We start from the raw sequence: 24,872 nt of genomic DNA on the forward strand, positions 1-24,872 counted from the left end.
AAATTCTAGTTTAACCTAACGGACTATAGCCAATAGAACTTTCCTTAGTCTTCTAACAATTCAGCGCGAAAGGCTTTTAAAAATTTCTTACCAAAACGATCCTTACCTAAAAGGAAATCGTTAGTAATGACTGAGGTCATAATCTTCTTGTCCAAAGGATCGAGGATGGCCGCATCCATGTCAAAAGCCATGCAAAGTGTTAAGAAATGTCGATTGACCACCTTCCTTTTCGGTGCATTGAAAGAGATGTTACTTAACCCGGAAACCGTCTTAACCTTTAATAACCGCTTAATATCCGTAAGGCACTGAAAAAACATCATTGCATTATTGTGGCTTACTGCTTGTGGAAGTACAAGTGAATCGATGTAAAGATTTTCTAGATCATAATTATTTTTAGCTAATATCTCAATCAGACGTTCTGAAAGTATCATTCTCTCTTCAGCGGTTTTCGGTATCCCGTTATCATCTAAGGTTAAACCGACGACAGGACACTTATATTCTAGGACTAAAGGCAGTACCTCATCAAGGCGATTTTTTTCCATTGAAATAGAGTTGACTAAAACCTTGCTCTTGTCTCCTTTAGCGGTTTCCAAACTTTTTTTAATTACGGCAGCAGACGTACTGTCAATACATAGAGGAGTATCTGTCACTTCTTGAACCGTTCGTACAAGCCACTCCATATTGACTGCTTCATCCCCTTGTGCAGTATTTAAATCTAAGTAATCAGCTCCTGCAGCCGCTTGTCTTAGGGCCAGGTCCTGAATTGCAACGCTATCTTTATCATTTATTAGCTGTCGAACACTAGGGATCGAGCTATTTAACTTTTCACCAATAATCAACATCTTAGAACCCTCCCGAGCCTAATTTCTTATGGTCTTAATAAGCTTATAATGTTAAAGCCATCAACCCCTTTAACTTCATAATCAGATTATTAGTAAGTATGCCTGAAAAGCTACCAATTCGTACAGATGTATATACAAATTTTGCACTAAAAAAATAAAGGAGTTGCGAGAATGTATAGACAATTAATTTCGTCTAAATATTAACACGACTCCTCTGTGCAGTCAATATCGAATTTTTGAAATATTTGGTACAGTCTTAGATCCGTTTAAACTAAATTCTCTTTTATCTCTAAGATTTCTCGATAAATTTTCATTGCTTCCGTTACGTCGTTTGCGTAAAAATCTGCACCTGTAAATTCTTTCACCTCTTGATTAACCGGATACCCACCTACCACTACTTTTACCTTATCTCTCAAACCGGCATCCACTAATAGATCTACGACCTTCTTAATAGAACCAATACAAAAAGAAAGCAAAACGCTTATCCCTAAAATCGATGCTTTTGTTTCATTGACTGCTTGTATGAATCTCTCAGGTGTTACATCCACACCTAAATCATGCACTTGATACCCTGATGACCGCAATAGGTAGATAATAATATTTTTACCAAGATCATGAATATCCCCTTCAATAGTTCCCATTACGATGGACAGGCCTTTTACAGCGCCATTTGTAGGGATATAGGGCTCTAAGATCCGCATAACCCCCTTCAGTATTTCTTCTGACATAATTAAATCAGAAAGATAATAATGACTATCGCTATATTTTTCCCCTACTACCTCGACCCCCCGACGGCAACTCTCAATAATTTCCCCGGAAGAATACCCTGCTTTGACCCTCTCCTCAACCAGCATTAGGGTCCTCTCTTCATCAAGGTCCGCCATAGCTATTTGTAGTTCGTCTTTCAAATTAAGAACCTCCAATTAGCTTAATCTTTTTTATACCATCCGTCATAACTAGTCAGTTTATATCGGTCTCCCCGGTAAACAGCTTTGCTCCATCCCACAGGTTTAAGATCCTGATCATAAACTGTCTGCTCAATCAAAAATACCGGAGAATTAGATGCTATCCCGAGGATTGACGCTTCTTCTTCAGTACATGCCGCAACTTGGAGGACTTTTTTTGCGCTCATTGGCACATATTCTGTATGCGTGGCAATGAGGCCCGGCAAACTCGGATCTTTGAGTTCCGATTCCAGGATTGGTTTACTCTTACTATATATCGTGTATTTCACTTCATAAGAAAGTCGTTCATCTTCAGCCGAAAATACTGTTCGGAAATATAAGAATCGCTTGTAATCCTCTCCTAGTTCGAACTTATCCCGAAGTTCCTTATCTGCTCGAATAATCTTAGCCTCTAAGAGAGTGGTTTTATAGTTTAACCCTCTCTGTTTAATCTCCTGATTAAAATCATTGAGCTCAAAGACGATATTATCTAATTTAGGCGTAGCTACGAAGGTGCCTCTGCCTTGCTGTGCATAAACCATACCAGCCGACACCAACTCCGCAATAGCCCTCCTAACTGTCATTCGGCTAATTTCAAAGTGTGACGAAATTTCATGCTCGGTTGGTATTGCCTCACCCGGTTTGAGATCACCTCTGCGTATTTGCTCTTCGAGCAGTTTAAATAGCTGGTAATATATCGGAATCACTGAGCTCTTATCTATCATATCTGTTTGAATCACCAAAAACACCTATTCCTAACTATAATTGTCTATACATTTCAAACTTGTGCTAATTTTAGCATGCCCTTATTTGGGTGTCAACACGAAGGAGTCAATCAAAAAACAGATGTACTGAACTGTACATCTGTCAATAAAATTCACCTGCCAAGACATAAGTTCGTGCTAAGTCAGGTTTAGTACTTAAAGTTTAGATTTAAAACTCGCTGGAATTAGCTGTCCTGGGAAAAGAGATTACGTCTCGGATATTGGATATTCCCGTCAAATACATAATAACCCGCTCAAATCCCAAACCATATCCGGCATGTTTCACTCCACCGTACCGTCTAAGATCAAGGTACCACCAATAATCCTCTGAATTTAAACCGACTTCTTGCATACGACCTTCTAAAACCTCGATTCGTTCCTCCCGTTGGCTTCCTCCAATGATTTCACCGACTCCGGGAACGAGCAGATCCATAGCGGCTACCGTCTTGTTATCGTCATTCAAACGCATATAGAAGGCTTTAATTCCCTTTGGGTAATCCGACACAAAGACAGGTTTTTGGAAGATTTTTTCTGTGAGATAACGCTCATGCTCAGTCTGAAGGTCCATCCCCCATCGAACTGGATACTCGAACTTGGCATTTTCCTTTTCCAGCAGTTCCACGGCTTCAGTATAGGTAACACGAGCAAATTCTGAGTTCAGGATATTTTCCAAACGGTCAAACAAGGTCTTATCAACAAAGTTGTTAAAGAAAACCATTTCCTCCGGAGCATTGTCCAAGGCATATTGAATCAAAAACTTCATCATTTCTTCAGCCAAATTCATGTTATCTGCCAGGTCCGCAAAGGCGATCTCTGGTTCGATCATCCAAAACTCTGCAGCATGTCTCGCCGTATTTGAATTTTCCGCTCGAAAGGTGGGGCCAAAGGTATAAACCTTTCGGAATGCCATGCAATAGGTCTCTACATTAAGCTGCCCACTTACGGTCAGGCTTGTAACCCGTCCAAAAAAGTCTTTGGAAAAATCAACATTTCCCTCGCCATCCTTGGGAGGATTAGCCAAATCCAGGGCAGTTACCTTAAACATCTCTCCAGCGCCTTCAGCATCACTTCCTGTGATGATCGGAGTATGAACATAGACATACCCCTTTTCCTGAAAAAACTTGTGAACCGCATAGGCGATCATTGACCGTACACGAAAGACGGCGGCAAAAGTATTGGTTCTGGGGCGCAAATGCGCAATCGTTCGCAAATACTCAAAGGTATGCCGCTTTTTTTGCAGGGGATAATCAGCAGAAGCCAGCGAAAGCACCTCAATATTCTCCGCCTTTAATTCAAAGGGTTGTTTGGCTCCCGGTGAAGGGACCAGTTCTCCTTGAATGCGAATTGCAGAGCTAATGGTGAGCTTGCCAATCTCGGCGAAGTTGGTAAGACCCTCTTCAAAAACCACTTGAATATTTTCGAAGAAACTCCCATCATTTATCTCTATAAAGCCAAATGCCTTGGAAGTACGAACTGTACGAACCCATCCGGACAGTTCGACTTTTTGATTGAGAAACCGAGTCGTCTCTCTGTAAATCTCCTTAACCAGTGTCGATTGCATAGATTCCCTCCTGAAGCCATCCTATTAAGAATGTAAGAATTTCCTAATTTATAATTATACCTGATTAAATTCTTAACTTCAAATTATAAAACGCTTACTTTGAGTCTTCATTTCTTCCATCAATCCCATTAGCTCACAAATACTATCCCCAATCGTACAGATCGTTGCACTCATTTCTTCGGTTGAAGCGGCAATTTCCTCTGCAGCGGCCGCATCTTCCTGGCACATACCCAAAATATCAGAGACTGACCTTGTTATTGCCTGTCCCATTTGGACAACTTGCTGAACCTCTTCCTCCATGACTCCTAACATATGAGCTACAGCTTGGGTCCCCTGGGATATTTCTGAAAATTGTTCTAATGCCAGATTTCCAATGTCTGATTGTTCATTGATTAAATGAACCGCTTCTTCTGAAGCTTGGGCTGAGTTTTCTACATTTAATGTCACTTGATCGATCAGCTCCGCAATCTGCGAAGCACTTTCCCTTGATCCTTCAGCCAACTTGCGAACTTCTTCGGCAACAACGGCAAATCCACGTCCGGCTTCCCCTGCACGCGCCGCCTCAATGGCAGCATTAAGGGCAAGGAGATTCGTCTGATCAGAAATACCGGTAATGATCTGAGTAATTCCTCGAATTTGTCCCGTTTGTTCTTTAAGAAGGTGACTTCCGGTCTGAATTTCTTCTACTTTTTCTGTAAAGCTTCGCATCTTCTCCGCTAGTTTCTTCATTATTGATTCTCCGCTGACTGTCCGTCCACTTACGTCAGAGGTGCTTCCAGCGATACGCTCCATATGTTGGGCCAAAGTTTGAATACTTTTATTGATGCCTTCGCTTTGTGCACTCATCTCACTTGTACGATGAGTAATAGTTTGAGCACTACTGGCAACCTGGCTAACACTCTCGGCCACTTGGTTTGTTCCGTGGGAAGTTTGATCGACGGCTGATGAAATTTCCTTTGTCGAACTCTCCACCCGTTCCACCACTTGGTTAATTGAAGAGCATATTTCCTTGGTATTCTCCAACATGCTTTTCATAGCCAGTGCTAAGGTTTCCAACTCTCCATACCAATTTGTCTTAATGTCAATTTTTAAATTACCTGTCGCGAGGACCTCCGCATCTTCCGTTAACCGAATGATCGGCCGGGTAAGAGTTAAAGAGACAAAATATCCTGCCACTACTCCTAATACAAGCACCACTGATCCAACCATCAATACCCAACGGTTTAGGGCCTTTAATTCTTGTACCACCCCCTCCCGTGAAACTGCTGTCTTAATATAACCTTTCACGTCTCCACGGTAATCTTTAAAGGGAATGAGGGAGACATTAAATCGACCGTCTCCACTCACACTAAATTGAGCTTGTCCATCAGCTAATGCCTTCACAGTGCTTTCGGACATTGTAAAGTCATCTTGACCGGTACCCGCCAGCAACCCGCCATTCTCTTTCACATTTTTGACCATGGAAGCAGATGGATCTAGAAGATAAATAAAATAATCTCCTGGGTTCTTCTTTTGTAACGCCAGTAAAAAGTCTTCCCCGAAGTCCATTCCGTATTCCACTGTCCCAACCCATTGCTCTTGATACTTGACCGGAACAACAACTCGAAATCCATATCCTTCGACCCCTTCTTCCAGTCCTTCCACAGTCTTATGTTCTGTATTGGCCGCCACTACAGTAGGCCGAATCTTTGACAAGTCATCTCCGAATTTTTTCGGCGAATGTGCTCTGTAAAATGAAGTGGCCGGTGCGAGGTGAAATTGCAGTTGGCTAAAGCCTTCTTGCTTAATCTCGTCAAAAACGGGCTGAACAAGACGGGCAACTGTAGCTCGATCTTGCTCTGCTAAAGCTTTCGCCACATCAGGGTTCATCGTCATCGAGAGAACAGAGGACTTTGCCCGATCCATACGATTTACGAATTCATCTTGGATTCCTTGTTCTACGAGTTTTTGCGTTTGGAGTTCACTTGTTTTGAGTAGTTTCTCAGTATTCCATAAACTTGCACCGGATAGGGCCGCCACCACTACAACAATCACAATACCAGCAACGAGAGTAATTCGGGTCTTAATTGACATGGAACGTTTGGTCCCCCTAGGCATTGAAAATCCCCCCTATCTCCCTAATTTCTTATAAAATATTACTTTTTTCTTCAATTTTGTTGCAATAAAAAACCAGCTATTAATATGCTGGATTACAGCTGTTAAAGATTGCACAAATTAACCTCGAAAAGGAACCCATCTCTTCGAGGCCTGAATCTCGCAAGAGGCATTTACTTTCAAAAACCTTTAAACCAATAAAACACCTCTCTACAAATAATTTTATTGCTTTTAAAATAAACGTTATAATTTTCTAGTATCACTATAATATACTAATTCAAATAAAAGTAATGAAATAGGAGCGACACATTTATTGTCATCTGCACGACCTTCTTAGTGGTGTATCACATTTTAATGAATTATTCTTTGTTATTCCGCTAAAATGCCTCCTTTAGAAAAGAAGCAACAGAGAACTTCCCAATTAACGAAGACGCTGCTGCTTTTACATTTTTAACGTTTTAAAAAAAATAACTAAAAACCAAACCTAAACAAATCCATGCCCCTATTAATCACTCAAGAGTTCCTTTAGGAGTTCCTCAGTTAAATCTTCCTCTGAATAAATTGGGATTTTTTGTCCTCTCAACAGCGCCGCAGTCACTCCCTGCCCGGGGATTATTCGATGTGTAAAGCTTCCATCATAGATATAATTCACCCCACAAGAAGGGCTTCGTTCCTTAAGTATCGCCGCTGAAACATCCATCATCTCTGAGATTTTCAGAACTTCATTTGCCCCTTTTATGAACTGACCAGTGACTGCTTCCCCACGCTCTCCCCGCGCTAGACTCGGTCCACTAAGGACTTCCTGACCACTCCCATTCATAATCTCCACCGGTTCCCGTGGAGTTGGCAACCCCCCTAGTTGTTCAGGGCAAACCGGAATAAATCTTCCCAGGGAGCAATATTTCAGGATTAATGAATGAGCATTAGACTCACCATTATACTTTGTATTCAGCCCCAGCAAACAAGCACTTACTAGAATCACTGTACTCTCCCTCTCATTTCCAGATCTTTAACAACCTAAGCCAATCCATCCACATCAATACCCGCCATTTTAATTAGATACATGGCGTTACGAGTGGTTGAAATTCCCGGGCGAAGTTTATAGTCAAAATGTATCTCATCATTTTTATAATACTCACGAAAATGATAGTTACGAATTCTTCGATCACTTTCTCTTTCCATGTCTCCCAGTTCTAAGTCATGAGTAGAAACCATCCCCATCGCTCCCGCCATACTCAATTGCTGAATTAAGACCTTAGCACCAGCATGTCGATCTTGCGAGTTCGTTCCTTTAAATATCTCATCTAAGAGAAAAAAGATATTTGAAGAAGTCTTCGAGGCACTAACGATCTCTTTGATTCTTAATAATTCCGCGTAGAAGGAGGAAATATTTTCTCCCAAATTATCACTCACGCGCATACAGGTATAAAGTTGTAACACAGAAGAGCTAAAGGACTGAGCACACACAGGCGCTCCAGTATAGGCCATGACGAGATTGATTCCTGCAGTGCGAAGTAACGTGCTTTTTCCAGACATGTTGGAACCCGTTATTAACAAAATTCCAGAGCGTTTTTGAATAGATATGTCATTACAGATCGAACCACTTAAAAGCGGGTGCCCCATTCTGACTGCGGTAATGCCCTCCTCCGAGGAAATCTTCGGAAATCCCCATTCAGGGTGGTCGAAATGAATAATTGCCAGACTTGATAATGCCTCCAACTCAGCAATTGTCTCTACCCAACGGCCAAGAGATCGCCCGGATTTCTCTTTCCAGGATTCTAAAGCAATCATACACTGGATATCCCAAAGTGTAAGTATATTAATGATTAGAAAAACTGCATTATTCCTGTTAGCTATCAAGTCGGCCAACCCGGATAGTTTTCTAATCTGTTCAAAGGCCGGCTTGTTGTCACGATCATATAAGTCCTTCTTTAAAGCCCGCAGGCAGTCAGATTTAAAAGATCGCTTTTCAAACCGCTCCAACATCTTTTCATAAACTCTGATATTTTCTTTATAAGAATAAACCGCATTTAAAGCTTTACCTCTTTGCTTTCCGACAAAAAGGATAATCGACTGAATAATAATACCTGTAAGCGGATACCAAAATGATACTTTTGCCGTTATAAAATAAAGAAGCAAAAAGCTGATTGTCATAATCGGTAATGCACGGGCTAAAATCAAGACTCCCATTTTAAGATAGGAAGAGTCGACATTTTTAGCCCATTCAATGATAGCCTTGGTAGAATTCAGCGGATTCTTGGCCATCCTGGCCTCAGCTAAAAACCTCTGTCGCCAATTAAGATTTCCTGAAAGCTCTTTAATCGCCTCCTGCCTTTCGAGAATCATTTCGACTTCTAGCGGAGCCACGGTTAAGCACTCTTTTAACTTTTCCCTCCCCCGAAAGGTCTTTGCAGTATTGATCCATTGATAAAGAGAATTGGTTCCAAAAAGGTCAAGATCCTCAGAAAATGGATGAGATGAGTCTTTAAAGTCTTCCCCCTTGTCAAGAAAGGACTTCCATTCTCCTGTTAAACGCTTCAATGAATGATCATAATTTCCGTACAGTATTTGAATATAGTTTTTTCTTGCTTTTAAGCTCTGATGCCAAATAACCAGGGTAACAAAAGAGACTGCTGTTAACATCGCCGTGCCAACACTCCACGAAGTATTGTTAGTCATATAAAAAAAACTTGCAAGTCCACAACCAGCAAGGAATGTGATGAGCCTTACATTGCTTAATTGGTTAATTCTATGGCTTAGATTTTCTTTTCGTGCAGCGTAATAATTGGACCGTTTTTGATACAGCATTTTGGGTTCATTCAAAAATTTGACCTCCTAATTTAGCTTATGGATTTTAGTTTTCAACCAAGGACTTTAATCGATCACCTTAAATATTATACACTAATAATTTGACCATTGCTATATTTTGTAAATTAGCACTTCCCTCCCTTAGTGATGTAAAGAATCTTGTCCCACAATCGACAGCGCTGTCGAATGCGGGACAAGCCGAGGCGAAGGCTCCCACCCTTGTCTGGATTGCCCAAATTCTGATTTGGATATTGAGTCGGAAAAAAAAGCAAGATTCTGGTTGCCTAAAAAAAAGAGGTTTGGTTAGCAAGCCCTAATTAGGCAGGCCTGTAACAAACCTTTATAAAAGTTGTTACAGGCCCTTTGATATTAGCGAAGCAGACCATTGACAGGCCTAATACGCCAAACGCTGTCGGATCTGCGCCCGTATAACTAATTTTAAGTTCTTGTGTGCTCATTGAGTTTCCCCTTTTCTAAGTAGTTATATGTCACAGTTTGTAGTAATATAGTTAAGGAATTCATTAGTCTTAGGTATAAATGTATAAATCCGGACGAAATAATTTAACTTTATCCTCCCTTCTATCGTGCATACCAAACAGATTTAGCTTTAAGATTCACTAGCCACCTTGATCGTCCCCAAATCAGGCGATTCCGAATCTACTGATTTATTTTGCAGTTTATATGCCATCCACTAAAGTTATGCTTAATTCTTAAGAATTCCCTGCAGCAACAAGCTTCTGCCCCTTTTACCTTTAACTTATCATTAGAAAGCTTTATTATACATGTATCCGTCAGTTTACATCTTTTGACCCTTACATCAATTAATTATAGTACTACTTGCAGAGTAAGTCTGTTTGCAACCAGATACATGTAGATATTAGTTTACACTAACAATCTTAAATTCTATAAAGAAGAAAAATCAGATGGAGGAACTATTGAATGGAGCAAAATAAATTAACGACTACTTTACTGGCATTAGATTCTCTTTCTATTTATAGAGGCTTGCTGGATGATAACGTTTTAAGCAGGCTGAAGTCACTAATTAGTTGCGTAAACCAAGCAACTAATGAATTTAGAGACGTTGTGAATTTATATAATGATTTTTATTTTGAATTGGCCAAAAGCGGTACGGTATCTTTACAAGAATACATAATCGACAAAATAGTTTTCGATGAAAATTCATTCACTTTTAAGCCGCAAGCTGTACAAACCAGTGAGTATAACAATTTTCTTGAAAAGGCAGTTGCCAACGATTTAAAAGGGCTTCAGCAGGTTTCAAAGCTTACGCCAGGGTTGCTTAAAGCAAAAATAACCGAGACATTTGCTAATAACAGCTATAAACCCTTCATCGAGGTACTCCCCGATTGGGTATCAGAGTACCAGCCTTCTAATAGTCCTGCTCATATACAACAAATAAAAGAACTGTTTAGCCTCTCTAATCATTGGGATGAGTGTCTAGATGAGCTTAACCATTTCTATAAAAACTATGGTTGTGGTCTATTTGCTCGTTATATCGCCTTTGTATGGGAAAAAACTGATGGGCAAGGTTATCTTAAGGGGATAGACAGTCCTGATCCCATCACATTGAATGAACTTGTAGAATACCAGAAGGAACGGTCAAGAGTAATCGAAAATACTTTACAGTTTCTGAAAGGTTTTCCCTCCAACAATGTACTATTATACGGTGATAGGGGTACCGGGAAATCATCGACTGTCAAAGCGATACTCAACCGTTATCATACCCAGGGCTTGCGCATGGTTGAAGTTCCCAAAGCCTATCTCGCCGACTTCCCCTTGATTATTAGACACCTGAAAAACAGGGCTCAAAAGTTTATTATTTTCGTTGATGATCTAGTATTTGGGGATAATGAAGAAAACTACACTTCTCTCAAGGCAGTACTAGAGGGTGGTCTTGAAAGTAAAACATCTAACATCTTGATCTATGCCACTTCCAATCGCAGACATCTGGTCAAGGAGTACTTTAGTGAAAGGGCTGGCTTGCACTCAGGCAACCATAACGAAGAAGTTCATGCAGGGGATAGTATGCAGGAGAAGCTTTCCCTCGCAGATCGCTTTGGCATAAATGTTGTATTCTCTTCACCCGATCAAAACCGTTATCTTAAAATTGTTGAAGGAATTGCTTCCAGCAGAAATTTAAAAATTAACAAGGAACGATTGCAACGAGAGGCCTTGCAATGGGCACTATGGTATAACGGACGTTCTGCCAGGACTGCCCGACAGTTTGTAGATTGGATCGAAGGACATGATTCACTTGAAGATCAAAATGACTAGTCAAAAAGAAGGCAAGCAGGATTTCTGCTTGCCTTCTTTTTATCATTTATCAGTTACCACTCTTTAAAAAACCCTTGATACTCCCCCACTCCCTAAGCTTTTCTTCATATTTTTTAGTATTCGCCGGGCTAGAAGATGTAAGCTTCAGAAACCTTATATCGGGCAGGGCTTCAAATCCGACCCATTTTTTGTAGGTCTCATAGGCCTTTCCTCCATTAAATAAAACTGTTTTTATACTGGGATAGGCCTTAAACAGGCCCCTGAAATTGTTTACTTTTTCTTCCTTGATAGCTGAATCCAGGCTACCTTCTCGCAAACAATTTTCGATGACATCCCACAAGGCAATCCCCTTACTCTTGACAAATGAAACCCGTTCTTCAAAGCTCCTGCTGGGTTCCAATTCAAAGAGGGCATAGATTAACTTCCAAAATTGGTTCCTTGGATTGGCATAATACTCTTGTAATCTTAACGATTCTACCCCAGGCATTGACCCTAGGATTAATATACGCGAACGTTCATCCACAATGGGTTTAAATGAACTTACTTGACTCATTTATCATTCCTCCCCATGGCTTCTGCATAACCTTGCCCTACTCACTTTAATCGATTCCAACTGTCTCACTCCTTCGCTCAAGCAATACGACATCACGCCAAAGGCCATTCAGCTTTCCCATTTTCTTACGGAGACCCACTTCTCTAAAACCGCATTTGGTATGCATGACCAAACTCGCCATATTTTCAGGAAAAATACCGGATTGTAAAGTCCAAAATCCCTCGAGTTCTGAGCATCTGATTATTTCTTTCAGAAGCAGAGGCCCGATTCCTTGTCCCCTGTGATTAAGGGATATATAAAGACTGACTTCTCCTACACCCGTATAAACACATCGACTTGAGCCAGGACTTAATACAGCCCACCCAGTAACTTGATCTCCGTCGGTTGCTACCAACCGACATGACTTAACGTGGTCACGATCCCACGCCTCCCAACTGGGAGCCTCGGTCTCAAAGGTAGCGTTTCCAGTTTCGATTCCTTCAGTATAAATGTCCCTTACTTGTCCCCAGTCTTGAGGAGACAGCTCTCTAATGATATAGTTCATCAATTAATCCCTCTCCTATTCAGTTTGCAGTGGAAACTTAGAGATACTGAACTTCATGAAGTTGTGATTACCTTAAACGTTTCTCTAAACTGAGCAAGTCCTCGATTCGTTCACTCATATAAGCATGAGAATCTTCTATCCCCTGGTTATAAATATAAGGGCCTATGTTATTTATTATGAAATCAAGAAGGAGTTCAGCGCCTAAATTACTAAGTTCTTCATCCCTCTCGTTCCAGAAGTGTCTCTTAAGATCCTCAGTAAGAACCCCTCTAACCTCTTTTTTTAAGTCTATCTCCATCTTCCGCAACCCTAATCGCCCCTTTTCGTTAATTTATCGTGTTAAGTAAATCTATTATATCAAAAATTATTAAAGTATCTTAATTCTAAGTCGCTGTTTGATTAGTTCAATAATACTAATGAATAAAAACCCTCCGATTGGATAATAATGTAAACACACCTGAAAGGAGCTTAACATAAAATGGATGATTATTTTGATAACCTTGACAGCACTGAACTTAACTTAAAGTACTTTACCGAACACCATGGGGATATTTACGATGCCTATGAAAAATATGGTCATTTAATACATATGGATGGCGGCCCCTTAGATGAGAAAACATGTTGGCTAATAAAAGTAGCACTGTCCACTGAGTGCCAATACCCGAGGGCTTTAAGAACCCACATTTTAAAGGCCATAAAAAGCGGATGTACTAAGGAGGAAATAGAACACGCCATTCTTTTAGTGGCTCCCAGTGCAGGATTTCCAAGAACCATGCAAGGGGTTTTAATTCTGAGGAACTTATTAAACGAAGCAGAAGGAAATTCACTTAACTAACTCTATATTTGTAATTGAGAAATAACAAATCCATAGGACCTTAATATTTCAAGGCATAGATTTTAATGTTAGCCCTCTGCCATTTAGGTATGAGGGCTTACTATTTGGCCATTCCTATCTAAATCCCTTGTTTTCCGTCCTTACTTTTAAAATTCTGCAACCTATACCTTATTGTGATAAAATGATATACTATATTCTTAAGCAACGGCAAATTTAATAAAAAGGAACGATTAATAATGATTAGTACCAGTGGGATAACCTTAAGATTTGGTAAGCGAGCATTATTTGAAGATGTTAATGTAAAATTCCTTCCCGGAAACTGTTATGGCCTGATTGGCGCCAATGGTGCAGGGAAATCTACTTTCTTAAAGATACTTTCTGGAGAAATAGATTCTACCAGTGGTGAAGTTAGTCTTACACCAGGAGAACGAATTGGGGTTTTGAAGCAAGATCATTTTGAATTTGAGGAATTCGAAGTGCTGAAAACCGTTATTATGGGCCATACTCGATTGTACGAAATAATGGAAGAGAAAGATGTTCTCTATTCCAAACCTGATTTTACCGAAGAAGATGGGATTAAAGCTTCCATTTTGGAAGGCGATTTCGCTGAACTTAATGGTTGGCAAGCCGAGTCAGAAGCCTCAGAGTTATTAATGGGTTTAGGGATTGGTAAAGAGCTGCAAAGCAGTAAAATGAAAGAACTCAGCGGAAATGAAAAAGTCCGTGTTTTACTGGCTCAAGCCCTATTCGGCAACCCCAATATTCTGTTACTTGATGAGCCTACCAACCACCTTGACCTCCAGTCAATTATCTGGCTTGAGAATTTCCTTTATAATTATGAGAACACTGTTATTGTAGTATCTCATGACCGGCATTTTTTGAACAAAGTTTGTACCCACATTGCCGATATTGATTTTGGTAAAATCCAATTGTATGTTGGGAACTATGATTTCTGGTATGAATCAAGCCAATTAGCCTTAAGATTAATGAGAGAGTCAAATAAGAAAAAAGAAGATAAAATCGAGGAACTCCAGAGGTTTATTCAGCGCTTTAGCTCTAATGCATCCAAAGCAAAACAAGCGACCTCCCGAAAAAAGCAACTCGATAAATTAACTCTCGATGATATCAAACCATCCTCTCGCAAATATCCTTATATTGCATTCACTCCGGACAGAGAAGCAGGTAACAACATCCTGACTGTAAAAGACTTAACTGTCACTGTTGCAGGGGAAAAAATCCTCGACAACATCTCATTTCTTGTAAACAAAGGAGATAAGATTGCTTTTGTGGGCCCAAATGGCAATGCAAAAACGACCTTATTCAAAGTTTTAATGGGCGAAATTACCCCGGATAGCGGTGAGTTTAGCTGGGGAATCACAACGACTCAAGCCTATCTTCCTCTTGATAACTCCTCCTATTTTGAGACGGACTTAATTTTGGTTGACTGGCTAAGACAATTCTCAAAAGATCCCGATGAATCCTTTGTCCGTGGTTTCTTAGGCAGAATGCTTTTCTCTGGAGATGAATCCCTAAAGAAGGCTAGTGTTCTTTCTGGAGGGGAAAAAGTACGATGTATGCTCTCTCGAATGATGCTCAGCGGAGCGAACATTCTTATTTTCGATGAGCCCACAAACCACTTGGATATGGAATCCATCACTGCTCTTAATAATTCACTGACGAATATGGACGGTAACATCCTGTTCGTATCACAAGATCATCAGTTTGTTCAAACCATTGCCAACCGCATTATCGAAATCACGCCCAAAGGACTTATTGATCGACAAATGACTTTCGATGAATATCTGGAAAATGAAGATGTCAAAGGGCTTTTGGATACGATGTATAGCTGATTTTCTTGGATAAATTTCGAGATTGTGGAATTTATTATTTGACATATGCTCAAATTTTGTTATACTAATATAAGCTCGTTAAAACTAGTGGATTTAAGCAAACCTTCTCTATTACCTAAGTCTCCGGGAAGAAGTTGGTGAACTTGCCATGTAGCGCGGGTAATATTTAATTGGAGGTTTTTTTATAATGTTTAATGACAAAATTCTAAATTGCAAAGACTGTGGACGGGATTTCGAATTCACTGCATCAGAACAAGAGTTTTATGCAGAAAAAGGATTCACTAACGAGCCTGGTCGTTGCCCAGAGTGCCGTGCAGCTAAAAAAGCTCAAAACAGAAACAGCGGCGGCGGTGGCGGTTATGGTCGTCAACAACGTGAAATGTTCCCAGCTATTTGCGCTACCTGCGGAAAAGAAACTACTGTTCCTTTCCAACCATCAGGCGACAAGCCAGTATATTGCCGTGAGTGCTATCAACCACGCACACGTAGCAACTGGTAAATCGAACTAGATAGCAACTTAAACCCTCCCAGACTTAATTGTCTGGGAGGGTTTTTTATTTCCGCGCACAAAGAACTGTAGCTTGTCCTGACATTCAGATGCTGGCAAGTGAACCTTTTTAAGCTAAGACTAAACAATGATACTTCAGATATTAAAGCCTCCGACGACGAAAGTGTCCAACGTTAATTCTTTTCGAAAAGGGGAGAGACTGGCAGGCTCCAGACGATTGTTGGGACTGCCAGTCTCTCATTACTTTTTCCATTACTCAGCTTTAATCCTGAGGTTATCTAATGAAGCTTCAAACTCCTCTGGTCTTATGGTCTTATGGTCTAATGTGAACCCCGTCTTTAGATACCTCAGGCTGCAAATGTTCCACACAAAGCAGCATTACTGGATATTCGTTGTTGGTGCGGTATCTTGAGTTTCGGTTGTTTCTGGTGCCAGTTTATTACCCCAAGCACCTTTCTGCTTGCCAAGCATACCCTTCCTCATTCCCATGTCACCAGGCACAAATGTACCGCTCTCCATCGCCTCTTTTTGAACATCTAACTGAGCTTGTGCAGCATCACTCCAAGTTTCGATCTGTTCCTCAGTTAATTTACCATTACTTTTCATAGCCTCTACTTGAGCGGCTAAGCGTTCTTGCGCGGCTGTACTCCAAGCTTCGATCTGCTCTTCCGTCAGAGGTTCACCATTATTGAACTTCTTAACCTTATCTCGAATCCCCATGTCTTTACCAGCCATACCAGGACCAAATACTTTACCATCAGCTAAGGCCTTCTCGCTCGCTTCTTGGCGATCGTCAATAAATTGCTTCATCTTGTCAGCCTGTTCTGCCGTTCTAAGCCCAGCTTCCACTTCTTTGTCCACGATTTGCTTCTGGATACCAAACATTTGCTGAGTTAAGCTCTTGATTTCATCAAGCTTTGCCGAATCTGTGGCACCAAAGGCTGCCGTTGCACCTCCAATCAATAGCGCAGCACTTAGGACACCGACAACGAGTTTCTTTTTCATACAATTCCTCCTTCAGAATAGTATCCGATTTCCAAGTATGTACTTTTGATCGGTACACTATTATGATATCCGCCAAATATGGTAAATTTGTGAATTGGACTTTAAGAAGTTGTGAGCTTTAAGTAAAGAAAATGTAGCGGTAATTACAACTTTTTCGAACTATCCAGTATACCAAACTTTGTTTTAACTCGTTCCAGTTTTTTAATCCAAGGCCTTGCCAAAAGCACGAGAAAGATCAGCGTAGAAAGAGCGTGGGTAAAATCAAACCAAAAACTGGAAATGTAGGCTGCCATAATGGCCTGATAGGTGATCGGTTCAATAAAGCCAATAACATACCATATATTCATGACCCAACCAAAGCCAAAGCCTGTCAGAAAACCGAAGACGGCTAACCTCAGATTGCTTTTGAACCAACCAATATTTCTGAGAATCCCGGCTGCAAAGCCAATCATACCCCAGCAAAACATCTGCCAGGGAGTCCAAGGCCCTTGCCCAAAAAACAGATTAGAGGTGATTGCCGCTATTGCACCTGTTAAAAAACCAGCCTCCGGCCCAAAGACCATAGCGGTAATAACCACCACTGCCGAGGTGGGCTTAAAATGAGGGATCGGGGCAAAAGCCACTCTCCCTAAAGCCGCAATCCCAGCCATAACTGCGATAACTACCAACTCCCTGGCTTCCGGCTTACGTCTCTCGAAGCTCAAAAAAAAGGGAACCATGGCTAAGATTATTAATAAAATGCTTAACAGACCATAATTCTTATCTTCATTTAAAGCAGAAAAAATCAACAAACAGGGCACTGTAATCATCAGTGCCCATCGGAATATACGTAGTATTAAGAAGTGGCGATTTTTACCTTCTGTCCGATTTGACATCGTTTAATCACCTCCTTACAAGTGACCGCCTGGGAAAAGATGCCGCGAGCCATTCGGTTGGCAGCAGTCGTATAAAAGCTGTTCCCGGCAAAAAACTCCTGAGGATTCCCCTCTGAGACAATCTCTCCATCAAACATCATGGCACATCGGTTTCCGTATTCAGCCGCAAATTCAAGATCGTGAGTCACTACCACAATGGCTGCCCCTTGAGAGCATAATCCAGCAAAAATCCGGGCCAATCCTTCCTTAGAATGGGCATCCAATCCTTTAGTTGGCTCGTCAAGCAGGATAACCTTAGGCTGAAGGAGCAAGAGTTTAGCTATTCCGGCTTTTTGTTGCTCACCACCACTTAAATCATAGGGATGGCGCTGGGATAGATTCTCTATACCTAATTCCTTCAGCACCGCATATATCCGTAACTCTTGTCCCTTCTTATCCTGAGTGATGAGGCCTGCCGCTTCTTCCAGGTCTCCCCATACCGTATCGGATACAAAGAGGGCTTTGGGGTTTTGAGGAAGCATCGCTAAATTCTGGCGATACAGCTCGCCGGATTTAAAATTGCTGAGCTTTTTCCCATTGATCCATATTTGCCCTCTACTTATTTTCAAAGCACCGGACAGCACCCCTAATAAGGTAGTCTTGCCTGTACCATTGCCGCCCAGTACACAAAGTGTTTCCCCGGCGAAAGCCTGAAAGGACACGCCCCTGAGTATATTACTTCCCTCAGAAGAGTACTTAAACCAGAGATCCTTTGTTTCAATCACCGATCTTCTTTGCTCTGTCCTTGCGTTAAAAGTCCGGACAGACTGGGCCAATCGATCCCTCTGATCCAGTTCAGCCAATTCAACTAAATAAGGCTGAACTTCTTGAATCAGCCATTGGCGGCCCTCTCGTACAGTCAAAGGACACTTCACCCCCTTTTTGAATCCACTATAAATGCGAATGGGTGAAGGGAGGCCCTTAAAGAGCACCTTGCCGCTATCCTCCCCTAACACCTGGGCGACTTTCTCCGGCTTGTCAGCACAAAAGATCCGTCCCCCTTCCATCGCAACAACACGGTCGGCCAGAGGAAAGACTTCCTCCAGTCTATGTTCGCTTAAAATGACTGTGACAGCTAGGTCACGATTGATTTTTTCAATCATGGCCAGAAATTCCTGGGCAGCAATGGGGTCAAGCTGAGCGGTAGGTTCATCTAATAAAAGCAATTTAGGTTGCATGGCCATGATTGCAGCCAAATTTAATATCTGCTTCTGCCCTCCAGACAAATCCTCCACCGATTTTCTAAACCAGCTGTCAATGCCGAAGAAACTAGCCATTTCCGCGACTTTCCGTCGAATCTCGCTATTCTGCAGTCCTAAATTTTCCAAACCGAAGGCTAACTCATGCCAAACTGTGTCGGTTACAATCTGAGTTTCAGGATTTTGCAGAACAAAACCAATCTCTGTGACTGCGGTCCGTTGGTCCAACTGCTCAACCTCCATACCTGCGTAGCAGACTCTCCCGCTTTTACGGCCATGAGGAGCAAGTTCCCGTTTAATATGGCGCAACAGGGTGCTTTTGCCACACCCAGACACGCCAATAAGCAGAATCAGCTCTCCCTCCTCTACCGTTAAATTGATGTTATCCAGGGCTTTTGGAGAGAATTCAGGATAGGTAAAACTTAAATTGCTGATTTGTAAAAGTGCCATTTTACATTCTCCCTTAACTCGATCAGACTAGGTATTAAGGCCAAGATAAAAAAACAAAGATACATTCCTAACGCGGGTGGAGACAGCTTTAGCGGAGCAAGCGCAGGGTAAAAACGCATCACACCATAGCCGGCAATATAACCTGCCCAACAGAGTGCGCCTAAACCCGCGATGATACCTAACACGATCCCATCTCGCCAAGAAAATTTAAACAGCGAAAAAGCAGATCGGTTTTTCAAGCCATACCCCCTGGCCTTCATAGAGTCCGAGGTTTCTATCCCGTCTTCCAGTGACCAGCTGAGCAGAATCGAAATCATTCTCATGCCTCGCCGGATTCTTTGTCTGACCTGTCCTTCTCCGACAGCCAGGCCAATGGCATGCTGAGCAGCTGTGATCATTTTCAACTGAACGCGCAGCTTGTAAACCATTCTGATGCTCATAGTAATCAATAAGGCGATGGTGGGTATTACTTTAGCAAAGATATACAAAAACTTATCTGAAGTTATTACTTTGTTATAACAAGAAAACCAAACAATAATCCCAACCAGAGAGGCCGCAGAACAAAGACCATATATTGTCGCTTCAAGGGTTATGGGATTATCCCGAAAGAAGAACAATACTGTTTTCCCCCGGTGATTAAACAGGGGATTCGCCAGAGCAACCAATAAAAACATGGGCAGTCCGAACTTGAAATTAAGGTAAAGTCCCTTTAGACCATTCAGGAACCAGGAAAAAAGACAGGCAGAGATTAAACTTATGCCAACTAAAACAGGATGCATGAGAAGCATGGATAATATTAAGATTAGAATAAAAAAGCTGAAACTGACCGCAGGATGATAGGAAGCAAATGCCTTATTCATTCTTTTTTTCCTTTCCTTTCTTTCTCACCTCTACTCACTCATCCAAGTTTGTCCCAGGTCTTTGCCCAAGTCACAGGTGTAGTTCCACTCAATCACATCCCCTTGTTTGAGCTTATATTCTCCACATCCATAATTCGGATATATCTTATTGACGCAGTACATCCAACCGCTCAATGGACCTCCGTCAAATTCATATAAATTATTGATCCCTTGAATATAAGGAGTTCCTTTCGAACCTTCATACTCCATATGGATTTTTTCTTGGCGAACTACCTGCTTTAAGATATCAAACACTACCTCTCCTTCTTTAAATTCCAAGACAGTGGGAGGAAGGATAATCCCGTTGGCAGGTACCACCTCTTGGAACTGCTCCGTTAGATGAAGACCCTTATCAACGGCAGTTTGACAATTAATTGAGAATGTAACTGTATTTTTAGCACTAGTATTGGGCTCAAGTGCTGGAGAAAGAGTCGAAATAACCGGAGGGATTGTCAGGGCAACAACTGCATCAGCACCTGCACCTGAATCTGAACTTGAACTTGAGTCATTAGAACCGGGCTGGCTTGTGTTTGGAGAAGCGCTGCTTTCCTTATTTTCTGGGCTGGGTTGAACAGGATCAATTTCTGAATTAGTCAGCTGTTGATCAGTACTTTGTCCAGTGGATTTAAGTTCACTGCTGTCTGCTGTCTTCTGGTCTGAATCGGTAACTGATGTTGTGATTACCTCACCCGGCGGATCTCCGTTGGCAACACTAGCTCCGCCACATCCGGTTAATGCCAAGACCAGCAGCATAATCAGGACAAGAAAATTAAGAACTTTTTTCATTTAGCTCTTCCTTCCCTTCTTGTTTATGGAGTGCTTACTGTCAGAAGCTGATTTAGAGCCTGCAGGGTGCTGTCAGTTACAACGGCGGCACCACCCAGAACATAAATCTCTGGGCTAAGATTATGGGCAGATCGGAGAAGTTGCTCTTGTCCATTACTCAGACCACTCCCCCCACTTGTCCCTCGATCGGTTAACAAAATCCAGGCATTTGACTGACCGGCGACTGCCGCTCCGGCTAAACCATCTGCAAACCCTGTTCCTGTAGCCACAAAAATTTTTGTGGGGTTAGGCTGAAGTTGGCCTAAAACACTGGCATTGGTATCATAAAGGGTTTGACCGCTATAACGTTTTGGGTTAGGAAGTACTTGTTCTAATTCCCGAGGAAGAACATCCGTGCCACCGATTAGGATAGTTTGTTGGATTCCCAGTTCAGAGATAGCTTGTTGAGTTGGCTTAGGAAGCTGAACTGATCCATCCGCATAGAGGATGGGCACATTATTATAAGCGGACCAGGCTGAGATAGAAAGCGCATCGGGGAAGCTGTGGACATAATCTCCGCTGACGATCACTGCCTGACCTGAGCTTCCCAGCAGCTTGGCTATTTCATAAGCAGTAGCATAGTGATCATTGCCGGATACTCTCTGTACTTCGATTTCAGCTTGGACTAAGGCAGCAGACACCTGTTTAGAAATTGCTCCCTCTCCACCCATGATCAAGACTTTTTTCGCTCCTAAGGCTCGGATTTGATTGAAGACGAGCTTGGGCAGTTGATCCGAAGGAGTTAACAAGAGGGGCGCCTGATACTTCCTGGCTAAAGGCACTGCAGGCAAAGCATCGGCGGAAACATCCCCTCTGGCAAGAATAACTGTCTCTGCTCCTTGCGGAAAACTCCGTTTGGCAATTTCCACTGCTGTTGCGTAGCAATCCGTCCCGGCAATCCGAACTATTCCTAAAATTGAAGATGAAGGGTTCTCTTCTCCACTGGAAAGGGTCGGATAGGGGATCACCTTTTCCGGATGATAGTTATACAGACTGGATTTTTTATCCAGAAATCTCACATAAGCTGCCAGAGCAATCAAAGCCTGCTCTGACGCTATACTGTTTGTGCTGCCCTCTAAAGTGTGTTTGAAACCACCGTCGTCAGCTTTAAACTTTAGTAAATCATTTAGCAAGGAGTTGGAATTCTTAATAAAACGAGTATCCGTATCGATGTCGATTCCCATGGAGCACAGAGCAATGATCGTTTGACAAACGCTTTCACTGTTTTTCTCACCCCAGGATTTAAAGCCTCCGTCTGATTCCTGCACTTGAGCTAAATAAGCCACAGCTTTGTCCACAACGTCTGTCGCTTCAGGCATTCCTGCCTTATAGTAAGGAGACAGTGCTTGGATAACCATAGCAGTAATGTCGACATCCCCATTTCCTATGCCATCCAGAGAATATCCTCCATCAGCCAATTGCTTGTTTAATATGATGTCTAACAGTTTACCCCGCGTCCACTTAGCCGTCTCGGGCAGCTCATATCCACCGCTGTCCAAGGTGATCAAAGCAAAAATCGGCCCGTTTATACCTTGCGCTTCAATATTAGGATAGTTGTAGATTTCGGCAATCAAATCTTTGCCGCCATAGTCCCTGGGATTCCCCTGAGCTGCACCAACTGCCAAACTGATTCTGGCTAAATCTGTCACCTTACGCAGAGTAGAACTCCAATTTTGTTGGAGATATTTTTCATTTTCCGCCAGATAGGCAGAAAGCCCATCATACCGCTCCAATCTGCCTAAGCCAATGGTTGGCCAATTGTACACGGTAGGATTGACTATTTCTAGCTCAGATGCTGTCTGGAAAGCGGCTTGAATAGAGGCCCTTTCCCATTGTTCTAAGTCATTGATCACTTGATCAACCATAGAGCGGCTCACTGTTCCCTGGTTAACCATGGTCTGAGCATGGGCCTCGGCTGCCAATCCAGTCATTAATGTACTTATCAGCAACAGACAAGTCATGAGGGTTCCTAAACCCTGTTTTACTATTTTCTTCATTTTCAAGCTCCTTTACAATGTTATAGGCTCCGAGTCGGTCTTATTCAAAGGCTGATTCGCGTGGAAATTCCAACCAAACAAGATAATTACTCTTTGCTTTCTGTATCCTCTATATTTTCGATGCTAAATTGTCACCGTCCTTTCCCTTCCATATTAAGGAATTACGCAAGTGCACTCAAACAGGAAAGAGCATGAAGCCCTTTCCTGTAATTGAATTTCGGATGACCTTTTATTGCCAGCCATCAGTATAGGTACTGGCATCCTTTTTGAAAACTTGGTAATCTCCTTGCCCAAAATATAAAAAAGAGCCGATTCTTTCGACTCTGGGACAATGTGACCATGCTGTTTCAGATGACTATAGAAATAGATAGCACTCTAAAGGCTTGCTCCTATTCCTGCTCATCCGACAGCAAAGTTGTTCACTTGCTTCCCCCCGAAAGACTTGTGATCCTGAATAGGGCAGGTCTCCTGACTTGAAGTCATCCTCCTCTCTTGCCTTCCCGATTTTTACACCAGTGACTCTTTTAAGAGATTCGTCCTTCATACAGTAGCGGGGCTGCTCCGGCTTCTCACCGGATTCCTTATAAATGCATTTAAGCAACCCTATTCAGATATTCAGTTTTGAGTAGTTGTGGTGTTCTTTACTAATTCAAATTAAGGCTTGTCCTTTTTTTAATGAGTCCTCTCCTCAATTTCAGTCCTTTGTATTATAAGGAAAATAAAAAAGAGCCTACTCTTCCGGCTCTTAGTAATATGATGCAACAAAGTTAAGATGTCTAAAAACATCCTAAACTCGAAATTGCCACACATTCCTTCCCCCGAAAGAGCTGTGATCTTAAACATGGCAGGTCTCCTGACTCGAAATCATCCTCCTCCCTTGCCTTCCCGGTTTTACCCAGTGGTTTCTTACTAAGGGATTCGTCATTCACACAGTAGCGGGGCTGTCCTGGCTTCTCACCAGAGTTCCCAATTAATGCATTTAAGCAACCATATTCAACTTATTCAGTTATTCCTTTGACACTATCTTATAACCTAGAATATACCAATTATATACTTGAGTCAACAGAGTATTTTGACTTGAAAAGCAGAAATATGGTATAGCCATTCAGCCCAATCAAAAGATTGAATAAAGTTGCCCGGTCGCTAACATGAATACTTTTTTTACGAAAAACCGTACTTAACATCTCTTCCGAATAGTAAAAGGAGTTAAATTCTCCTTGTTCAAAGGACAAGTAGGGGTAGTCTTCCAGATCAGCCAAAGTTACGGCTTTTCTCCCGGCAAGGGGATTTTGGGTGCTGATAAAAATATGGGGTTGGGCTGTGAAAAGGGGATGGAAATCCAGACGGTTTTCCCGCAGCAGCTTGTCAAGAACCTTGCGGTTAAAGAGATTTCGATATATAATCCCAATTTCGCTGCGCATATTTTTGACATCCTCAATAATTTCATGGGTTCGTGTTTCCCGCAGAGTAAATTCATATTCATCCGCACCGCTGTTCTTGATGAGATTTACAAAGGCATAGTGCTGGGTAGAGATGGAGCAAAGCTGCCGGGAAGGCTTTTTATTAAAGTAACGCTGTTCCAGCAGTCCCGCCTGCTCAACCACCTGCCGGGCATAGCCGAGAAACTCGGCACCATCCACGGATAAAACAATTCCTTTGGAAGTGCAGATAAAAAGCTCAACACCGATTTCCGCTTCCAGTTCTTTGACGGCACTGGACAGACTCGGCTGGGTAATATACAGCCTTTTTGCGGCCTCGTCAATAGAGCCGCAGTTAACAACTTCAATCATATACTTTAATTGATGGAGAGTCATTCTGGTATGCCTGCCTTTGTTATGAAAAATTTCCCGGTTACCACCCCGCGAACCGCCGTGGGAACAGGCGGCTACTCTTTAATCCTTTCCACCATATATTCAGCAAGCCCGCTCGCTTCTTGACTGCATTTCTCCTTCACGCAGCAGGTCAAATTCGCCGACGTAGGCGAATTT

At 42.0% G+C, this 24,872-nt stretch carries 22 protein-coding genes and 2 riboswitches; of the genes, 4 read left to right on the top strand and 18 right to left on the bottom strand.

Annotated features, from left to right (window positions below; translation table 11 throughout):
* Window positions 1-44: 44 nt before the first annotated feature.
* The 8 genes from LJE72_RS18040 to LJE72_RS18075 all read right to left on the bottom strand — a co-directional run bounded on the left by LJE72_RS18040 (window position 45) and on the right by LJE72_RS18075 (window position 9,471).
* Window positions 45-842, bottom strand: coding sequence for a dihydropteroate synthase (locus LJE72_RS18040; protein WP_229249351.1), 798 nt, complete (start codon window positions 840-842; stop codon window positions 45-47).
* A 266-nt stretch (window positions 843-1,108) separates the two neighbouring features.
* The gene (locus tag LJE72_RS18045) at window positions 1,109-1,750 is read right to left on the bottom strand and encodes a cobalamin B12-binding domain-containing protein (RefSeq protein ID WP_229249354.1); all 642 of its coding nucleotides are present in this window, start codon (window positions 1,748-1,750) and stop codon (window positions 1,109-1,111) included.
* A 20-nt stretch (window positions 1,751-1,770) separates the two neighbouring features.
* Window positions 1,771-2,511 carry a GntR family transcriptional regulator gene (locus LJE72_RS18050; RefSeq protein ID WP_248286450.1) on the bottom strand — a complete coding sequence of 247 codons (741 nt, stop codon included), beginning with the start codon at window positions 2,509-2,511 and terminating at the stop codon, window positions 1,771-1,773.
* A gap of 208 nt (window positions 2,512-2,719) precedes the next feature.
* Complete coding sequence (asnS, locus tag LJE72_RS18055; protein WP_229249356.1) at window positions 2,720-4,111, bottom strand: asparagine--tRNA ligase; 1,392 nt, start codon at window positions 4,109-4,111, stop codon at window positions 2,720-2,722.
* A gap of 78 nt (window positions 4,112-4,189) precedes the next feature.
* Window positions 4,190-6,208 carry a methyl-accepting chemotaxis protein gene (locus tag LJE72_RS18060; RefSeq protein ID WP_229249357.1) on the bottom strand — a complete coding sequence of 673 codons (2,019 nt, stop codon included), beginning with the start codon at window positions 6,206-6,208 and terminating at the stop codon, window positions 4,190-4,192.
* A gap of 502 nt (window positions 6,209-6,710) precedes the next feature.
* Window positions 6,711-7,187 (bottom strand): DUF523 domain-containing protein, encoded by a 477-nt coding sequence (locus LJE72_RS18065; protein ID WP_229249358.1) that lies wholly within the window; start codon window positions 7,185-7,187, stop codon window positions 6,711-6,713.
* A gap of 35 nt (window positions 7,188-7,222) precedes the next feature.
* Window positions 7,223-9,013, bottom strand: a complete 1,791-nt coding sequence (locus LJE72_RS18070) for a MutS family DNA mismatch repair protein (protein ID WP_396391414.1) — start codon at window positions 9,011-9,013, stop codon at window positions 7,223-7,225.
* Window positions 9,014-9,330: 317 nt separating this feature from the next.
* Window positions 9,331-9,471 (bottom strand): hypothetical protein, encoded by a 141-nt coding sequence (locus LJE72_RS18075; protein WP_229249361.1) that lies wholly within the window; start codon window positions 9,469-9,471, stop codon window positions 9,331-9,333.
* Window positions 9,472-9,952: 481 nt separating this feature from the next.
* Between LJE72_RS18075 and LJE72_RS18080 the strand changes: the two genes are divergently transcribed.
* Window positions 9,953-11,305 (top strand): ATP-binding protein, encoded by a 1,353-nt coding sequence (locus LJE72_RS18080; protein WP_229249363.1) that lies wholly within the window; start codon window positions 9,953-9,955, stop codon window positions 11,303-11,305.
* A 49-nt stretch (window positions 11,306-11,354) separates the two neighbouring features.
* Here LJE72_RS18080 and LJE72_RS18085 read toward each other — a convergent pair whose 3' ends face one another.
* From LJE72_RS18085 to LJE72_RS18095, 3 genes are all read right to left on the bottom strand, one after another.
* Window positions 11,355-11,858, bottom strand: coding sequence for a DNA-deoxyinosine glycosylase (locus LJE72_RS18085; RefSeq protein WP_229249365.1), 504 nt, complete (start codon window positions 11,856-11,858; stop codon window positions 11,355-11,357).
* Window positions 11,859-11,904: 46 nt separating this feature from the next.
* Complete coding sequence (locus LJE72_RS18090) at window positions 11,905-12,402, bottom strand: GNAT family N-acetyltransferase (protein WP_282437927.1); 498 nt, start codon at window positions 12,400-12,402, stop codon at window positions 11,905-11,907.
* A 67-nt stretch (window positions 12,403-12,469) separates the two neighbouring features.
* Window positions 12,470-12,700 carry a DUF2164 domain-containing protein gene (locus tag LJE72_RS18095; protein WP_229249388.1) on the bottom strand — a complete coding sequence of 77 codons (231 nt, stop codon included), beginning with the start codon at window positions 12,698-12,700 and terminating at the stop codon, window positions 12,470-12,472.
* 180 nt (window positions 12,701-12,880) lie between these two features.
* Here LJE72_RS18095 and LJE72_RS18100 point away from each other — a divergent pair, with 180 nt between their 5' ends.
* The 3 genes from LJE72_RS18100 (at window position 12,881) to LJE72_RS18110 (ending at window position 15,586) form a co-directional block, all read left to right on the top strand.
* Window positions 12,881-13,237: a carboxymuconolactone decarboxylase family protein gene (locus tag LJE72_RS18100; protein WP_229249369.1), complete on the top strand. Its 357-nt coding sequence runs from the start codon at window positions 12,881-12,883 to the stop codon at window positions 13,235-13,237.
* Between the two features lie 236 nt (window positions 13,238-13,473).
* Window positions 13,474-15,087 (top strand): ABC-F family ATP-binding cassette domain-containing protein, encoded by a 1,614-nt coding sequence (locus LJE72_RS18105; protein WP_229249372.1) that lies wholly within the window; start codon window positions 13,474-13,476, stop codon window positions 15,085-15,087.
* Window positions 15,088-15,274: 187 nt separating this feature from the next.
* Window positions 15,275-15,586 (top strand): zinc-ribbon domain containing protein, encoded by a 312-nt coding sequence (locus LJE72_RS18110; RefSeq protein ID WP_073031223.1) that lies wholly within the window; start codon window positions 15,275-15,277, stop codon window positions 15,584-15,586.
* Window positions 15,587-15,973: 387 nt separating this feature from the next.
* On the opposite strand, the gene LJE72_RS18115 is transcribed toward LJE72_RS18110, so the two are convergent.
* From LJE72_RS18115 to LJE72_RS18145, 7 genes are all read right to left on the bottom strand, one after another.
* Entirely contained in the window at window positions 15,974-16,600 is a 627-nt protein-coding gene (locus tag LJE72_RS18115) for a DUF2680 domain-containing protein (protein WP_229249376.1), read from the bottom strand.
* 143 nt (window positions 16,601-16,743) lie between these two features.
* Window positions 16,744-17,475 (bottom strand): ECF transporter S component, encoded by a 732-nt coding sequence (locus tag LJE72_RS18120; RefSeq protein WP_229249377.1) that lies wholly within the window; start codon window positions 17,473-17,475, stop codon window positions 16,744-16,746.
* Window positions 17,436-19,163, bottom strand: coding sequence for an ABC transporter ATP-binding protein (locus LJE72_RS18125; protein WP_229249379.1), 1,728 nt, complete (start codon window positions 19,161-19,163; stop codon window positions 17,436-17,438). The genes LJE72_RS18120 and LJE72_RS18125 overlap by 40 nt, the downstream gene beginning before the upstream one ends.
* Window positions 19,136-20,023, bottom strand: coding sequence for an energy-coupling factor transporter transmembrane component T (locus tag LJE72_RS18130; RefSeq protein WP_229249380.1), 888 nt, complete (start codon window positions 20,021-20,023; stop codon window positions 19,136-19,138). The genes LJE72_RS18125 and LJE72_RS18130 overlap by 28 nt, the downstream gene beginning before the upstream one ends.
* 30 nt (window positions 20,024-20,053) lie before the next feature.
* On the bottom strand, window positions 20,054-20,848 hold the full coding sequence (locus LJE72_RS18135; protein WP_229249381.1) for a DUF4430 domain-containing protein: 795 nt from the start codon (window positions 20,846-20,848) through the stop codon (window positions 20,054-20,056).
* A gap of 23 nt (window positions 20,849-20,871) precedes the next feature.
* Window positions 20,872-22,884 carry a cell wall-binding repeat-containing protein gene (locus LJE72_RS18140; protein WP_229249383.1) on the bottom strand — a complete coding sequence of 671 codons (2,013 nt, stop codon included), beginning with the start codon at window positions 22,882-22,884 and terminating at the stop codon, window positions 20,872-20,874.
* Window positions 22,885-23,325: 441 nt separating this feature from the next.
* Window positions 23,326-23,505, bottom strand: a riboswitch (cobalamin riboswitch).
* Window positions 23,506-23,710: 205 nt separating this feature from the next.
* A riboswitch (cobalamin riboswitch) is annotated at window positions 23,711-23,891 on the bottom strand.
* A 39-nt stretch (window positions 23,892-23,930) separates the two neighbouring features.
* Window positions 23,931-24,698 carry a LysR family transcriptional regulator gene (locus tag LJE72_RS18145; protein ID WP_229249384.1) on the bottom strand — a complete coding sequence of 256 codons (768 nt, stop codon included), beginning with the start codon at window positions 24,696-24,698 and terminating at the stop codon, window positions 23,931-23,933.
* Window positions 24,699-24,872: the final 174 nt, after the last annotated feature.

Origin of the sequence: Desulfosporosinus shakirovi (assembly GCF_020595055.1) — a bacterium.
Taxonomy (GTDB): Bacteria; Bacillota; Desulfitobacteriia; order Desulfitobacteriales; family Desulfitobacteriaceae; genus Desulfosporosinus; species Desulfosporosinus shakirovi.

Excerpts from the sequence above, each read along its gene's own strand:
- LJE72_RS18040 (WP_229249351.1), bottom strand. The coding sequence starts at position 842 with ATGTTGATTATTGGTGAAAAGTTAAATAGCTCGATCCCTAGTGTTCGA.
- LJE72_RS18050 (WP_248286450.1), bottom strand. The coding sequence starts at position 2,511 with ATGATAGATAAGAGCTCAGTGATTCCGATATATTACCAGCTATTTAAA.
- asnS (WP_229249356.1), bottom strand. The coding sequence starts at position 4,111 with ATGCAATCGACACTGGTTAAGGAGATTTACAGAGAGACGACTCGGTTT.
- LJE72_RS18060 (WP_229249357.1), bottom strand. The coding sequence starts at position 6,208 with ATGCCTAGGGGGACCAAACGTTCCATGTCAATTAAGACCCGAATTACT.
- LJE72_RS18070 (WP_396391414.1), bottom strand. The coding sequence starts at position 9,013 with ATGCTGTATCAAAAACGGTCCAATTATTACGCTGCACGAAAAGAAAAT.
- LJE72_RS18075 (WP_229249361.1), bottom strand. The coding sequence starts at position 9,471 with ATGAGCACACAAGAACTTAAAATTAGTTATACGGGCGCAGATCCGACA.
- LJE72_RS18080 (WP_229249363.1), top strand. The coding sequence starts at position 9,953 with ATGGAGCAAAATAAATTAACGACTACTTTACTGGCATTAGATTCTCTT.
- LJE72_RS18085 (WP_229249365.1), bottom strand. The coding sequence starts at position 11,858 with ATGAGTCAAGTAAGTTCATTTAAACCCATTGTGGATGAACGTTCGCGT.
- LJE72_RS18090 (WP_282437927.1), bottom strand. The coding sequence starts at position 12,402 with ATGAACTATATCATTAGAGAGCTGTCTCCTCAAGACTGGGGACAAGTA.
- LJE72_RS18095 (WP_229249388.1), bottom strand. The coding sequence starts at position 12,700 with ATGGAGATAGACTTAAAAAAAGAGGTTAGAGGGGTTCTTACTGAGGAT.
- LJE72_RS18100 (WP_229249369.1), top strand. The coding sequence starts at position 12,881 with ATGGATGATTATTTTGATAACCTTGACAGCACTGAACTTAACTTAAAG.
- LJE72_RS18105 (WP_229249372.1), top strand. The coding sequence starts at position 13,474 with ATGATTAGTACCAGTGGGATAACCTTAAGATTTGGTAAGCGAGCATTA.
- LJE72_RS18110 (WP_073031223.1), top strand. The coding sequence starts at position 15,275 with ATGTTTAATGACAAAATTCTAAATTGCAAAGACTGTGGACGGGATTTC.
- LJE72_RS18115 (WP_229249376.1), bottom strand. The coding sequence starts at position 16,600 with ATGAAAAAGAAACTCGTTGTCGGTGTCCTAAGTGCTGCGCTATTGATT.
- LJE72_RS18120 (WP_229249377.1), bottom strand. The coding sequence starts at position 17,475 with ATGTCAAATCGGACAGAAGGTAAAAATCGCCACTTCTTAATACTACGT.
- LJE72_RS18125 (WP_229249379.1), bottom strand. The coding sequence starts at position 19,163 with ATGGCACTTTTACAAATCAGCAATTTAAGTTTTACCTATCCTGAATTC.
- LJE72_RS18130 (WP_229249380.1), bottom strand. The coding sequence starts at position 20,023 with ATGAATAAGGCATTTGCTTCCTATCATCCTGCGGTCAGTTTCAGCTTT.
- LJE72_RS18135 (WP_229249381.1), bottom strand. The coding sequence starts at position 20,848 with ATGAAAAAAGTTCTTAATTTTCTTGTCCTGATTATGCTGCTGGTCTTG.
- LJE72_RS18140 (WP_229249383.1), bottom strand. The coding sequence starts at position 22,884 with ATGAAGAAAATAGTAAAACAGGGTTTAGGAACCCTCATGACTTGTCTG.
- LJE72_RS18145 (WP_229249384.1), bottom strand. The coding sequence starts at position 24,698 with ATGACTCTCCATCAATTAAAGTATATGATTGAAGTTGTTAACTGCGGC.